The sequence below is a fragment of the Lipingzhangella rawalii genome (genome assembly GCF_031628175.1).
Lineage (GTDB): Bacteria > Actinomycetota > Actinomycetes > Streptosporangiales > Streptosporangiaceae > Lipingzhangella_A > Lipingzhangella_A rawalii.
In genome coordinates this window covers 312,799-324,952 of the sequence record NZ_JAVLVT010000004.1, presented here as the reverse complement: position 1 = coordinate 324,952, position 12,154 = coordinate 312,799, and the positions used below count along the sequence as shown (strand labels likewise).

The following is a 12,154-nucleotide window of genomic DNA, read 5'->3' as shown; positions in this document are numbered from 1 at the left end:
TCCCCAGCCAATTCTTCCGCAGCGCTCCGGCCCGCGGAATTCCGCGGGCTCGGCCAGTGGCAGGGTTGTGGTGAAAATGGCCAGTGAGGACATCGGTCGCCCGACGACCTCCCAGGGGGACCAGGACCAAGCACACCGCGCCGCCTACAAACGGGACCGAGAGGACCTACTGCGAAAGTACCGCCGACGGCTGGCCGAGGCGCACCCAGGGCGGTTTCAAAGTCGGGATGAGTGAGGACAGCGCTGGTCACAGGGCCGTAGCGATCCAGGAGAAGCCCGTACCCACAACAACGGAGCCCGTTAGAAGTACAGGGACTCCTACATCTCTGACTTCCGAGGGACTCCGTTGCGCCTTCAGTCTGTCACGTTCGTCTCCGTCTCAACCGCACTTTCGACTCCGCTGCCTCTGCCCTCCGGGGACTGCGACCCTCGCGATCGGCGGGGACGCCGTCACCCGCTCGGCTGTATCCTGCTCACCGCCCTGTGCGCGGTGGTGGCCGGCGCCCGCTGCCTGGAGGCGATCGGCCCGTGGGCGGCCAATGCGCCCCAGCCCACCCTGGCCCGGCTCGGAGCCCGTACCATCAGCCCGGCCCTGGGCCTGCGTCAGGCTCCCAGCCCGGCCACCATCCGCCGTGTTCTCACGGCACTGGACCCGGCCGTGCTGGTCGGCCTGGCCGCTGCCGAGGACGCCGCCGTGCTGATCGTGGACGGCAAGAGCCTGCGCGCTGCGGCCACGGCCAACAGCGGCCCCGCCCACCTGCTGGCCGCGATGACCGACCAGGGGCGCATCGCCGCCCACGTACGGGTGGGTGACACGACCAGCGAGATCGCCGCCGTGGCCGAGTTGTTGGCCAACATCGACATCACCGGGTGCGTCATTAGCGCGGACGCGCTGCACGCCCAGAAGGCCACCGCCGAGTACCTGGCCAAGCGCGGAGCCGATTACCTGCTCACCCTCAAGGCCAACCAGCCCACCCTGTTCGCCCAGGCCAAAGCACTACCGTGGGCCCAGGCCCCAGTGTTGGAGCGCTGCCGTGAGCGCGCGCACGGGCGCGAGGAGGTACGCACCGCCACGGTCCTCACCGCCCCGGCAATCGCCTTCCCCAATGCTGCTCAGGTGGTGCGGATCCACCGGTGGGTGCGCACCATCGCCACTGGCCGGGTGCGACGCAGCTATGCCTACCTGGTCACAAGCCTGCCGGCCAACCGCGCCACCGCCCAGCGGTTAGCGCATCTGGTGCGCGGCCACTGGCGCATCGAGGCCCGCCATCACATCCGCGACGTGAGCTTCGGCGAGGACGCCTCGCGGGTACGCACAGGCGCCGCACCGCAGAACATGGCCCTGCTACGCGCTATAGCGATCGGCCTGCTGGCCGGGCTGGGATTCCCCAGCATTCCCACGGCCTACCGGTGGGTGGGCTATGACTGCTTCACCCGCCCGCTCGATCTCCTCGGGCTCGCATGACCAGCGGTTACGCCAACCGAACCCGACAATGAAATCGCCCTGCATGAAGATCACGATCTACGGCTGGAGTACTGGACTTCTCGTATGAACATGGAGAGCCTGGTCAGGACATGACCGTTCAGACACAGCAGTGGAGTTGGCCTCACCTAAATCCAGGTGACAGAATCTCCTCGATATAGGGCGCAGCTCTCGTAGCGAGCACCATAAGCGGTGAGAGCATCTCCCCGAGTAGAGTGAGTTCTGAGTGTAGTAAGCAGAAATGAAAGGTGTTATTTTTGGCATCAAGTTCCATCACTCTAGTGGTCATCTACAGCGATCGAATTGACGAATGTATTTCCTTCTATTCTCGACTGGGGCTCCACTTCGAAAAAGAACAACACGGGCAGGGTCCGCAGCATTACGCCGCTGTTCTTGGCGATGAAACCGTGGTGGAGATCTACCCTGCAAACGGTCATCCCACCGAAAGGATTCGTCTCGGCATGGCCTTATCTGGAGGTCATGCGGACCCGAAATTGGCCCCCGGGCGTCACGTAATCACGGACCCAGAAGGGCGCAAAGTCGACATCCATGTTTCCTGACCAGCCAAGGGATTCTATGTCTATTGAATATCGCCAGAAAATCGACGAGCATCTCAGGAAAGAATTCGGATCGTCAGTGAAGTGGAATATTCGGTCCTTCGATTCGGGATCTATCGCGATAACGATCCAAGCTCCCTCCTTTGTCGCCGTTCTGGACGGGGCCCCCGAAGGCGAGTGGGGTGTGTCCGTCGATCCCGATGAATCCGAGGCATTTACTGGTCATCACGACGTTGTCGAGAGCTTTTCCGAGGCTATCGATATAATTCACGCAACACTTAATCAGCGATAGCAAAGAAAGATAAATGTGGCTGAACAATCCTCTGGGCTCGGTGTCCGAGAACGTCTATTGCTGGTCTATGAACGCTTGAGTCAGTTGTCGCCGCCAATCTCTGCCCAAGAAGCACTTGATCAGCTGAACACCACTCTCGATCAAGTCGAAGACGAATACAGCGGAGTCTCCAAAAGTCCGAATCCAGGACTGAAATTCGACGGGTGCATGCATCCTAACGGGGCGATTATATTGAATGCACTTACGATGGGAGAATATTTGCAGCCACAAAGGAAATACTATTCAGACTACCCGCCTACGCCCCCGAACTCAATCCGGTCGAGATGCTGTGGTCAGCCATCAAGACGCGCGAGCTGGCCAACTTCGCTGGGGAGCACCTCAGCGAGGTCGCCGATGCCGCTGAGGCCGGCATCACCCGCATCCGCACCAACGACGAGCACCTGCCCTGGTCCTTCCTCGCCCACACCGGACTCGAACTCCACCCTCAAACACCACAGAACTTATGAAAAGATCAGTAGGGGGAGTGCAGCGCGGCGATCTGTTCGGCTGCCCAGGGGCTGAGAATCCATGGGGTCGCCCGCGCTACCGGTGCGATGCGTTCCCAGGGGACCCAGACGTACTGCGCCACCTCGCTCGGGTTGGGGGTGGGCTGCTCGTACGCGGTTGCCAGGAACACCGGGCAGAACTCGTTTTCGACAATGCCTTCGGGTGACTCGGCGCGGTAGCGGAAGTCCGGCAGCGCGGTGCGGATGTCGTGTACCTGGAGCCCGAGTTCCTCGACGGCACGACGCTGTACCGCCGCGTCCATGGACTCCTCGGGTGCCGGATGCCCGCAGAAGCTGTTGGTCCACACTCCGGGCCAGGTGCGTTTGCTCAGGGCGCGTCGGGTCATGAGGACATTGCCGGCACGGTCCTCCACGTAACAGGAGAAGGCGAGGTGCAGAGGGGTCTGGGTGGTGTGCACGGTGTCCTTGTCGGTGGAGCCGATGCGGTTGAGCTCGTCGTCCAGGAGCACCACCAGCTCGCTTGTGTGCGACATGCACATCCTCCTTCGGGGACCCGGCTGGCCGGGTCGACGTCGCTACCGGGTGGAATCACCCCTCGTGATCAAGTCTGACACCGGTTGTGGCGGGTAGGAGGCCAAACGGCGAATCGGCAGGAAGGCGGCGGCCTTTCACCACCCTCACTGGTATCTTGATATCAAGCTAATTGGGAGTGGAGTGGCTGCGATGCATTGGGATCCCGACGGGTACCGCGAGTTCACCGACCAGCGCAGCCGTCCGTTCGTCGATCTGCTCAGCCGGATCACCCCGCAGCAGCCGCGGTACGTGGTCGACCTGGGATGCGGCAGTGGAGAACTCACGGCGCTCCTGGCCCGTACGTGGCCCGAGGCGCAGGTGCACGGCATCGACAGCTCCGCGGCGATGATCGAGGACGCACGGACCCGAGCGGCCGCACGCCCCGCGGAAGCGGGCCTCACCTTCGAAGTCCGGGATCTGACCGCCTGGACCCCCGGCCCCCACACGGACGTGGTGCTCAGCAACGCCGCGCTCCAGTGGGTCCCCCAGCACCGGGATCTGCTGACGGCCTGGGCGCGAGCTCTGGGGCCGGGCGCCTGGCTGGCCTGGCAGGTGCCCGCGAACTTCGACGAGCCCGCGCATGCGCTGATGCGGGAGATCGCCGCGCGGCCGCACTGGCGCCGTCACCTGGACGGAGCGCTACGCCACCGGGGCGCCGTCGCCGAACCCGGCGCCTATGCGGATCTGCTCCTAGACGCGGGACTGGAGGCGGACGTGTGGGAGACCACCTACCTGCATCTCCTCAGCGGCCCCGACCCCGTGCTCCGGTGGATGCGCGGCACCGGGCTCCGCCCCGTGCACGCGAGACTGCCCGCTACGGAGATCGCCGCCTTCGAGGCGGAGTACGCGCAGGAACTGCGTGCGGCCTATCCGCCCGGCCCGCACGGGACCCGGTTTCCGTTTCGTCGCATCCTGTGTGTGGGGCACGTCCCTCACTCCAGCCAGCCGGGGCGCACCAGACCGGACTCGTAGGCCTGCACCACGAGCTGCGCCCGGTCGTGCGCACCCAGTTTGGTCAGCACCCGACTCACGTGCGTCTTCGCGGTGGCCGGGCTGACCACCAGGCGGGTGGCGATCTCCTCGTTGGACAGGCCGGAGGCGACGAGGGTCAGCACTTCCCGTTCCCGTCCGGTCAGCGCGTTCAGTTCCGCGCTGACCCGCGGCTGTTTGAGTCGGGACGCGAACTCGGCGATCAGCCTGCGGGTGACCGTGGGGGACAGGAGCGCATCCCCGCGTGCGGCCACCCGAACCCCGTGAATCAGCTCCGCCGGTTCCGTGTCCTTGACCAGGAAACCGCTGGCTCCGGCGCGCAGCGCGCCGTACACGTAGTCATCCAGGTCAAAGGTGGTGAGGATCACCACGCGGACATCGCTGAGCCGCTGATCCGCGACGATGCGCCGCGTGGCCTCCAGCCCGTCCACCTCCGGCATCCGGATGTCCATGAGTACCACGTCCGGGCGCTCGCTCGCGGTGAGCCGCAGTGCCTCGGCGCCGTCGGCGGCCTCGGCCACCACGGTGAGGTCGTCCTCCGCGTCCAGGATGGAACGGAACCCCGCCCGGACCAGCGTCTGGTCGTCGGCGAGCAGGATCCGGGTGGCGTTCTCGCCCATCGCCGTCCTCCCGAGTGTGTGGGCTCCGCTTGGATACTATCGAGCGCAGCGACGCATCCACAGCGGGCCGCTACCCGGAGTGGCAGGGCAGGCGGGCATGCACGGCGAATCCCCCCTCGGGGCGTGGGCCGGCCGTCAGCTCGCCGCCCAGTACCCGGGCACGTTCGGCCATACCGGCCAGGCCGTGTCCGCCGTCGCGTCGGGCCGTGCCGTCGCTTCCCCCCGATCCGTTGTCCAGCACGGACAGGCGCACCTCGTTCCCGCCGTGCTCGACCGTGACCCAGGCTCGTGCCGACCCCGCGTGCCGCAGGCTGTTGGTCAGGGCTTCCTGCACGATTCGATAGGCGGCGAGGTCCACGGCCGCGGGAAGGTCGCCCGCGGTTCCCTCCTGGTGGATCTCGGTGGACAGCCCCGCCTGGGTGAACTCCGTGGCCAGGGTTTCCAGGCGTCGTAGTGAGGGGGTGGGAGCCAGCTCGGCCAGCGCGGAGTCGGTGTCGCCGGCGGGGGCGTCCACCTGCCGCAGCACGCCCAGAGTCGACCGAAGCTCCCGCAGGGTTTCCCGACTGGCCTGTTTGATCTCGTTGAGGGCATCGAACGCCTGCTCCGGATCCCGCCGGTGTGCGGCGGCACCCGCCTGCACGTTGATCAGGGAGATGCGGTGGGCGAGCACATCATGGAGCTCCCGGGCGATACGCAGCCGCTCCTCGACGGCACGCAGTTGGGCCTCTTCCTCCCGGGTGCGTTCGGCGTCCAGGGCCCGTTGCTGGACCTCCCGGAGGTACGCGCGCCGGTTACGCATCGCCTCACCGGCGGCGAGGACGAGCAGCGGCCAGGCCAGGGCGTAGAAGGTGCGTTCCGACAGTGAGCCGCCCGCCAGCACGGTGAGTAGCTCACCGAGACTGAGCAGGCTGAGGGTCGCACCGGTGCCGAGGATGGCGGCACACCGGTGCCCGTCGCTGGCCAGCCGGAACACCCCGATCCCGAAGGTCAGCACCGGCGCCCAGGTGTCGACGGTGCCCAGGATGTAGTACAGGGGCGTACTGACCCCGATGAGCAGTCCGGCGGACCGGGGGGCGAGCCGCAGCAGTGCCAGCCCCGCGGCACCGCCCCCGAGCAGCAGAAAGCCCATGACGCTGGGAGCTTCGCCGCGCAGCGCCCCGTAGACGAATTCCAGTCCCGCCGCGACCGCGGCGACGACCACGGCCAGGGTGATGTCCCCCCGCAGGCCCTCGGCACGCCGGTGCACGAATCCGGGCACGCTTCGCCCCTTCCCCCTCGGTTCCGGTGCCGGGCCAGTGCCGACTGTGCCCCCTGCCCCCGGTGTGGGAGCGGGGGACGGGGACGTACCCGCCTCAGGCATCCCGGCTGAGCCGGACCAGGACCATCGGTGTGACGATCGCCCCGAGCAGGGCGCCGGCCCAGGCGACGAACCGCAGTGCGCCGAAGATCGGGGAGGTGTCTGTCACCAGCGATACCACCTGGCCGATGACGAACGCCGCCGCGATACCCAGGATGTAGCCTCCGACAAGACCCAGCAGTACTCCGCCTACGATGCGCATGATCTCCTCCCGCAGCAGTGCCGGCCATCCTCCACTCCGGCCGGGCACGATCACCGTAGGCCGCGGGGCGGCTCGCGCGCGTGGGGCGAGGGGAGCATCTCGGGCTACGACCGGCGGTGCAGACACAGGCGGGCGACTACCGCACACGATGCAGTTCGGTGCTCCGGCGGGGACGTTGGGAAGCAGGGTCAGGACCAGTCGCGCCGATCGCAGACGGGATCGGCGTTGGCGGCGATCTCGGATACCAGCTCCACCGTCGCCTCGAAGCGCAGCGCGGTACGGATGCGGGCGCGTACGTCCTCGGTGAGGGCGTCGGTGTCGACGCCGTCTCCCGCGGTCACCAGACAGCGCAGCGCGTCCCGGTGGTTGGCTCGCTCGACGACGAACTGGAACCCGGCCAGTCCGGGGACGTCGGCGAGCGCCGTGTGTGCCTGGCGCGGGTGGAGGAACATGCCGCGGACCTTGACGGCGTCGCCGACCCGGCCCAGCACGCCGGCGAGTCGGGGAGTTCCGTCCGGGCCCTCCATCCAGGCGGACAGGTCGCCGGTGCCGAACCGCACCAGGGGATAGTCCGCCCGCAGCAGGGTGACCACAACCTGCCCCACCGTCGCGTCGGTGACGGGCCGTCCGCTGGAGAGGTCGCACACCTGCACCAGGACTCCACCGGGAAGGCACAGTCCCGAGCCCGGTGCGGTCTCGTAGCCCAACAGGCCGGCCTCCGCGGTTCCGTAGGCCATGCGTACCTCGCCCACCCAGGCGGAGAGTTCTGCCCGTAGCGAGTCGGGGAGGGGCTCGGCGGTGACCAGGGCGCGGCGGATTCCCCAGCACTGTGGATCGTGGCCCGCCTCGGTGAAGCGTGTGCACAGTGCCTTGAGGTAGCTCGGCAGCCCGGTGTAGGCGGTGATGTCCAACTCCGCGACCAGACCGGCCTGAAGGTCGAGGTTACCGGTGCCGGCGGGCACGACGGTCGCTCCGACCGTCGTGGCTCCCTCCTCGAACATGGCCCCGGCCGGGGAAAGGTGGTAGCCGAAGCAGTTCAGAACGGTGTCCGTGCTGCGCACCCCCAGAGAGCGCAGGGCCTCGCTCCAGCGCCACGGATCCGTTCCCGGCAGCTGGGGTTCGTACATCGGTCCGGGCGACTGGAACACCCTGCGGGGACGCACATCATGTGCGAGATAGCCACCGAACGGGGGGTCGCTGCGTTGCCGGGCGATCATGTCGTCCTTGGTGACGATCGGGAGCGCGTCGAGGTCGTGCACCCCCACCACCGCGCGTGGCTCGATCCCGGCCTCCGCGAGCCGGGTGGCGAAGGCCGGAACGCGGGCCGCTGCCTCCCACACCACTGTGGACACCGCGGAGTCGAGCCCGGTGGTGTAACGGTGCAGTGACTCCTGAAGTACCTGGCTCACGGTTCCTCCCGCTCGGTAGTGAACAGTGCCGGGGTGGGGCCGGCCGGTGACCGCCCCCACCGGACTCGCCCCGCCGCGTGCGGGCGAGGCGAGGCACGCGCTCCGGTTCCGGCGCGTGTGTCCAGTGCCGGTGTGTCGGTCACAGCCAGCGTTTCCGGCGCTTATAGTGCTTGACGTCCCGGTAGCTGCGCCGCTCCCCCTCCTTACCGACCCCCAGGTAGAACTCCTTGACGTCGGGGTTCTCCCGCAGTTCGGTGGCCGGACCGTCCAGCACCACCCGGCCGCGTTCCATGACGTAGCCGTAGTCGGCGATGTCCAGGGCCTGTCGGGCGTTCTGCTCGACCACGAGGATGGTGGTGCCCAGCTCCTGGTTGAGGCGTCGGATGTGTCCGAAGATCTCCTCGACCAGGCGTGGGGCGAGTCCCAGGGAGGGCTCGTCCAGCATGAGCAGGCGCGGGTGCGACATCAGGGCCCGACCGATCGCCAGCATCTGCTGTTCCCCACCGGACAGGAATCCCGACACCCGCGAACGCAGCTCGGACAGGCGCGGAAAGTAGCCGTACACCAGGTCGAGGTCCGCGGGCCGGGCGCGGCCACGCGAGTACGCTCCGGCCACGAGGTTCTCCTGCACGGTCAGGTGCTCGAACACGTGCCGCCCCTCCATGCACAGCGACATGCCCCGACGTACGCGCCGCGCGGCGTCGACGTGGGTGACGTCCTGCTCGTCCAGCAGCACCTGGCCGTCGGTGACCTCGCCGTGTTCGGTGGGCAGCAGCCCCGACACGGCCTTGAGCGTGGTGGACTTTCCGGCGCCGTTGGAGCCGAGCAGCGCCACGACCGAGCCTGGCGCCACCTCCAGGGACAGCCCGCGCAGCACCAGGATGACCTCGTCGTAGATCACCTCGACGTTGTTGAGGCGCAGGGCTCCGGGAGACGGCCCCTGACCCTCTCCCGGAGCCGCCCCCGCCGCCACGGTGGGTTCGGTCATCGGCCCTACTCCCCCGACTGTCCCGGCTCGACGTCCGCGGCCACCTCGTCGAGGTGTCCGGAGCTGACCTCGTAGATGCCGGTGCTGGTGGAGCCGCGGTGCGAGTCCGCGGAGAAGCTGACCGTGCCGGTCCCGATCACCCCGCCGGTGTCGACTTCGAGATCCTCCAGGGCTTCCCGCAGCGTGGGGCCGGTGACCTCCTCGTCGTTCGCGACGAGTTCGCGCATCCCCTCGGCCATCACGTGCATCGTGTACCAGCCCTGGGTGAAGTGCAGCCCTTCCTCCTCCAGCGAGCCGCCCTGGTCCTCCAGGTAGGCGGCGGGTTCGGCGTGGCCGGGGCGCTGCGCCTCGGGCGGGGCGAACGGCTGCACGAACAGGTGCCCCTCGGCGGCGTCCTCGCCCGCGGTGGTCACGAACAACTCGTCGGCACACCAGTTCAGACACACGATCCGCATGTCCATGTCCTGCTCGGCGAGGTCCTGGGCAACCTGGGCGGCCGGGCTGGACACGTTCTGGATCACGATGTGGGAGGCCCCCTGATCCTCGGCCTGGGTCAGCATGCCCACGAAGTTCGCGGTGTCGTCGGGCATGGCGTAGGACTCGTATCCGAGGTCGTAGTCCTGTTCGTCGATCCAGTCGGCTCCGTCCCCGACCGGAGCCGTGCCGAACGGGGAGTCGTGGTGGAACACCGCAACCTCCTCCGCGTCGTCCTCGGCGACGATGTGGTCGAGGGCCACCCGCATCTGGTCCGAGTAGGTGGGCGCGACCACGAAGTTGTACGGCGACTCCTCGGGGTCGGTGAGTTCCTCCGAGTAGGACGCCGACATGAAGGGGATCTCGTCGGCGGAGACGTTTCCACGCAGCGCCTCGGTGTCCCCGGTTCCCCAGCCCTGCACTGCGACGACGCCGTCCGCGGTGTAGCGGCGGTACAGGTCTTCGGCTTCGGGGACCTCGTAGGCGTAGTCCTCGGACTGGGCGTCGATCTCGTGCCCCTCGATTCCACCTTCGGCGTTCAGCCAGTCGATGTAGGCGAGCATTCCGTCGTTGTAGATGCTGCCGACGTCGGCGGTGGAACCGGTGCGGTCGGCGATGATCCCAATCGGGATGGTGCCGTCGTCGGTGTCCTCGCCTCCGGTGATCGCGCTGCCGCTGCACGCGGTCGCACCCATCACCACGCTGGTGGTCAGGGCCAGGGTTCGCAGTGGGACTCGCATGGGGCCTCCCTTGTCGTGGTTGGTTAGTAGCGGAACGGCCAGTACCGGACGTACTCCTTGACGCGCTGCCAGATGCGGTCCAACCCTCGTGGCTCGAAGATCAAGAACAACACAATGACCAGGCCGAACGCGCCGAGCTCCAGGGCGGGAAACTGTGCGTCGAGTCCGGGCACGAGGTCGTGCAGCAGCCGGCTGAGCTCCAGCAGCAGTGGCGACAACAGAATGATGAACGCGGCGCCGTACACAGACCCGGCGACGCTGCCGAGACCACCCACGATGATCATCGCGAGGAAGAGGATGGACTCCTCGAGGGTGAACCGTTCCCAGGACACCGTCGAGTTGTAGTGCGCGGTGAGTGCCCCGGCCAGCCCCACGAATCCCGAGGAGACCGCGAAGGCCATCACCTTGGTGTAGGTGACGTTGACCCCCATGGCCGCCGCGGCGATGTCGTGGTCGCGCACCGCCATGAACGAGCGCCCGAGGTTGGTGCGGAAGAGGTTGCGTGCGGCCAGAACGGCCCCGGTGGCGATGACCAGCAGAGTCGCGTACCACATGACCTCGCTCATCGCGCCGACGAACTCCACCCCGAAGAGTTCGAAGGGGCGCACGTCCAGATAGCCCTGCCCCTCGGTGAGCCACTCCCAACGCCGGACCACGAACAGGATGATCGTCTGCGCGGCGAGCGTGGCGATGGCGAGGTACAGCCCCTTCAGCCGGAGTGCGGGCAGTCCGAAGAAGGCACCGACCACCGCCGTGAGCAGGATGGCCGCGGCGATGGAGACGAGGGCGGGCATGCCGGCACGTTCGTAGAGCAGCGCCGAGGTGAAGGCACCCACGGCGAGGAACCCGCCCTGGCCCAGGGAAATCTGTCCCGTGAAGCCCACCAGGATGTTCAGGCCCACGGCCCCAACGACCGCGATGAGAATGGTGTTGACGACGCTGAGCCAGTACACGTCCACGAGGAACGGCAGTGCGGCCAGCGCGGCAACAACGAGCACGAGCCGGGCCTTCTCGGCGCGGGTGTGCCGCAGCGCCAGGTCCGAACGGTAGCTGCGGTGGTGCACACCGGTTGCGGTTGCGGGCATCGCTTCAGACCCTCTCTATTCGTGTCTCGCCGAACAGGCCGTACGGGCGGACCAGGAGGATCAGCACCAACACGATGTAGGGGATGACGTCGGCGAGCCCCGGGTCCAGATAGCCGAAGGTGTACATCTTGATCAGGCCGATCGTGAGACCACCGACGATGGTTCCGGGCACCGAATCGAGACCACCCAGGATCACCACCGGGAACACCAGGAGGCCGAACGTGGCGATGTGTGGGTCCACGGCGGTGATGTCGGCCAGCAGAACGCCGGCGATGAGAGCACTGACGGCGGCGAGCGCCCAGGCCATGGCGAAGACGCGACGCACCGAGATTCCCATGGTCAGTGCGGCCTGCTGGTCGTCGGCGACGGCCCGCATCGCCACTCCGTGCCGGCTGTAGCGGAAGAACAGGGTGAAGGCGGTCAGTACGACCGCGGCGACCACGACCACCAACAGTCGCTGCACGGGCAGGGTCGCACCCAGGATCTCGATCGAGCCGCGGGGCAGGACGGGGGGCATGGCGCGGGCCTCGGTGCCGAAGATGAGCTGCATGATCGCGGTAAGGATCGCCGACAGCCCGATCGTCACCATGATCACGCTGATCGGGCTGCGCCCGATCAGTGGACGGAGCACGAAGCGCTCCACCGCCACCCCCAGGATCACCGCGATCGCGACGCCGTTGAGCACGGAGACGGTCACCGGAAGCCCGAAGATCACGAAGGAGGAGTAGAAGGTGTAGGCCCCGACGAGCAGGAACTCTCCCTGCGCGAAGTTGATGACCGCGGTGGCCTTGTAGATCAGGACGAACCCGAGCGCGGCCAGAGCCAACACCGCGCCGTCGGCGAGCCCGTAGGCGGTCAGAGTCACGAAGGTGGTCATA

15 protein-coding genes are annotated in these 12,154 nt (G+C 67.4%); 6 read left to right on the top strand and 9 right to left on the bottom strand.

Annotation, left to right across the window (positions count from 1 at the left end; translation table 11 throughout):
• From RIF23_RS11050 to RIF23_RS11030, 5 genes are all read left to right on the top strand, one after another.
• On the top strand, positions 1-235 hold a 235-nt coding region (locus tag RIF23_RS11050; RefSeq protein WP_310912387.1), incomplete at its 5' end, for a hypothetical protein.
• Positions 236-346: 111 nt separating this feature from the next.
• Entirely contained in the window at positions 347-1,465 is a 1,119-nt protein-coding gene (locus RIF23_RS11045) for an ISAs1 family transposase (RefSeq protein WP_310912386.1), read from the top strand.
• Between the two features lie 275 nt (positions 1,466-1,740).
• A complete protein-coding gene (locus RIF23_RS11040; RefSeq protein ID WP_407659451.1) occupies positions 1,741-2,043 on the top strand; it encodes a VOC family protein in 303 nt (100 codons plus the stop codon).
• 16 nt (positions 2,044-2,059) lie between these two features.
• On the top strand, positions 2,060-2,332 hold the full coding sequence (locus tag RIF23_RS11035; protein WP_310912384.1) for a hypothetical protein: 273 nt from the start codon (positions 2,060-2,062) through the stop codon (positions 2,330-2,332).
• Positions 2,333-2,655: 323 nt separating this feature from the next.
• Positions 2,656-2,838: a hypothetical protein gene (locus RIF23_RS11030; RefSeq protein WP_310912383.1), complete on the top strand. Its 183-nt coding sequence runs from the start codon at positions 2,656-2,658 to the stop codon at positions 2,836-2,838.
• 5 nt (positions 2,839-2,843) lie between these two features.
• Here RIF23_RS11030 and idi read toward each other — a convergent pair whose 3' ends face one another.
• Positions 2,844-3,371: an isopentenyl-diphosphate Delta-isomerase gene (gene idi / locus RIF23_RS11025; protein WP_310912382.1), complete on the bottom strand. Its 528-nt coding sequence runs from the start codon at positions 3,369-3,371 to the stop codon at positions 2,844-2,846.
• Positions 3,372-3,561: 190 nt separating this feature from the next.
• On the opposite strand from idi, the gene RIF23_RS11020 reads away from it, so the two are divergent.
• Positions 3,562-4,383, top strand: a complete 822-nt coding sequence (locus RIF23_RS11020) for a trans-aconitate 2-methyltransferase (protein ID WP_310912381.1) — start codon at positions 3,562-3,564, stop codon at positions 4,381-4,383.
• Here RIF23_RS11020 and RIF23_RS11015 read toward each other — a convergent pair.
• The 8 genes from RIF23_RS11015 to RIF23_RS10980 all read right to left on the bottom strand — a co-directional run bounded on the left by RIF23_RS11015 (position 4,344) and on the right by RIF23_RS10980 (position 12,153).
• The gene (locus tag RIF23_RS11015; protein ID WP_310912380.1) at positions 4,344-5,021 is read right to left on the bottom strand and encodes a response regulator transcription factor; all 678 of its coding nucleotides are present in this window, start codon (positions 5,019-5,021) and stop codon (positions 4,344-4,346) included. The genes RIF23_RS11020 and RIF23_RS11015 overlap by 40 nt on opposite strands.
• A gap of 70 nt (positions 5,022-5,091) precedes the next feature.
• Complete coding sequence (locus tag RIF23_RS11010; protein WP_310912379.1) at positions 5,092-6,279, bottom strand: sensor histidine kinase; 1,188 nt, start codon at positions 6,277-6,279, stop codon at positions 5,092-5,094.
• Positions 6,280-6,373: 94 nt separating this feature from the next.
• A complete protein-coding gene (locus RIF23_RS11005; RefSeq protein ID WP_310912378.1) occupies positions 6,374-6,580 on the bottom strand; it encodes a DUF5957 family protein in 207 nt (68 codons plus the stop codon).
• Positions 6,581-6,768: 188 nt separating this feature from the next.
• Positions 6,769-7,989 carry a phenylacetate--CoA ligase family protein gene (locus tag RIF23_RS11000; RefSeq protein WP_310912377.1) on the bottom strand — a complete coding sequence of 407 codons (1,221 nt, stop codon included), beginning with the start codon at positions 7,987-7,989 and terminating at the stop codon, positions 6,769-6,771.
• Between the two features lie 139 nt (positions 7,990-8,128).
• Complete coding sequence (locus RIF23_RS10995; RefSeq protein ID WP_310912376.1) at positions 8,129-8,977, bottom strand: ABC transporter ATP-binding protein; 849 nt, start codon at positions 8,975-8,977, stop codon at positions 8,129-8,131.
• Positions 8,978-8,982: 5 nt separating this feature from the next.
• Positions 8,983-10,191: an ABC transporter substrate-binding protein gene (locus RIF23_RS10990; RefSeq protein WP_310912375.1), complete on the bottom strand. Its 1,209-nt coding sequence runs from the start codon at positions 10,189-10,191 to the stop codon at positions 8,983-8,985.
• 23 nt (positions 10,192-10,214) lie between these two features.
• Entirely contained in the window at positions 10,215-11,276 is a 1,062-nt protein-coding gene (locus RIF23_RS10985) for a branched-chain amino acid ABC transporter permease (protein WP_310912374.1), read from the bottom strand.
• 4 nt (positions 11,277-11,280) lie between these two features.
• Positions 11,281-12,153: a branched-chain amino acid ABC transporter permease gene (locus tag RIF23_RS10980; protein ID WP_310912373.1), complete on the bottom strand. Its 873-nt coding sequence runs from the start codon at positions 12,151-12,153 to the stop codon at positions 11,281-11,283.
• Position 12,154: the final 1 nt, after the last annotated feature.

Coding starts and splice junctions, on each gene's coding strand:
- RIF23_RS11020 (WP_310912381.1), top strand. CDS start 3,562: ATGCATTGGGATCCCGACGGGTACCGCGAGTTCACCGACCAGCGCAGC.
- RIF23_RS11035 (WP_310912384.1), top strand. CDS start 2,060: ATGTCTATTGAATATCGCCAGAAAATCGACGAGCATCTCAGGAAAGAA.
- idi (WP_310912382.1), bottom strand. CDS start 3,371: ATGTCGCACACAAGCGAGCTGGTGGTGCTCCTGGACGACGAGCTCAAC.
- RIF23_RS10985 (WP_310912374.1), bottom strand. CDS start 11,276: ATGCCCGCAACCGCAACCGGTGTGCACCACCGCAGCTACCGTTCGGAC.
- RIF23_RS11030 (WP_310912383.1), top strand. CDS start 2,656: ATGCTGTGGTCAGCCATCAAGACGCGCGAGCTGGCCAACTTCGCTGGG.
- RIF23_RS10995 (WP_310912376.1), bottom strand. CDS start 8,977: ATGACCGAACCCACCGTGGCGGCGGGGGCGGCTCCGGGAGAGGGTCAG.
- RIF23_RS10990 (WP_310912375.1), bottom strand. CDS start 10,191: ATGCGAGTCCCACTGCGAACCCTGGCCCTGACCACCAGCGTGGTGATG.
- RIF23_RS11015 (WP_310912380.1), bottom strand. CDS start 5,021: ATGGGCGAGAACGCCACCCGGATCCTGCTCGCCGACGACCAGACGCTG.
- RIF23_RS10980 (WP_310912373.1), bottom strand. CDS start 12,153: ATGACCACCTTCGTGACTCTGACCGCCTACGGGCTCGCCGACGGCGCG.
- RIF23_RS11005 (WP_310912378.1), bottom strand. CDS start 6,580: ATGCGCATCGTAGGCGGAGTACTGCTGGGTCTTGTCGGAGGCTACATC.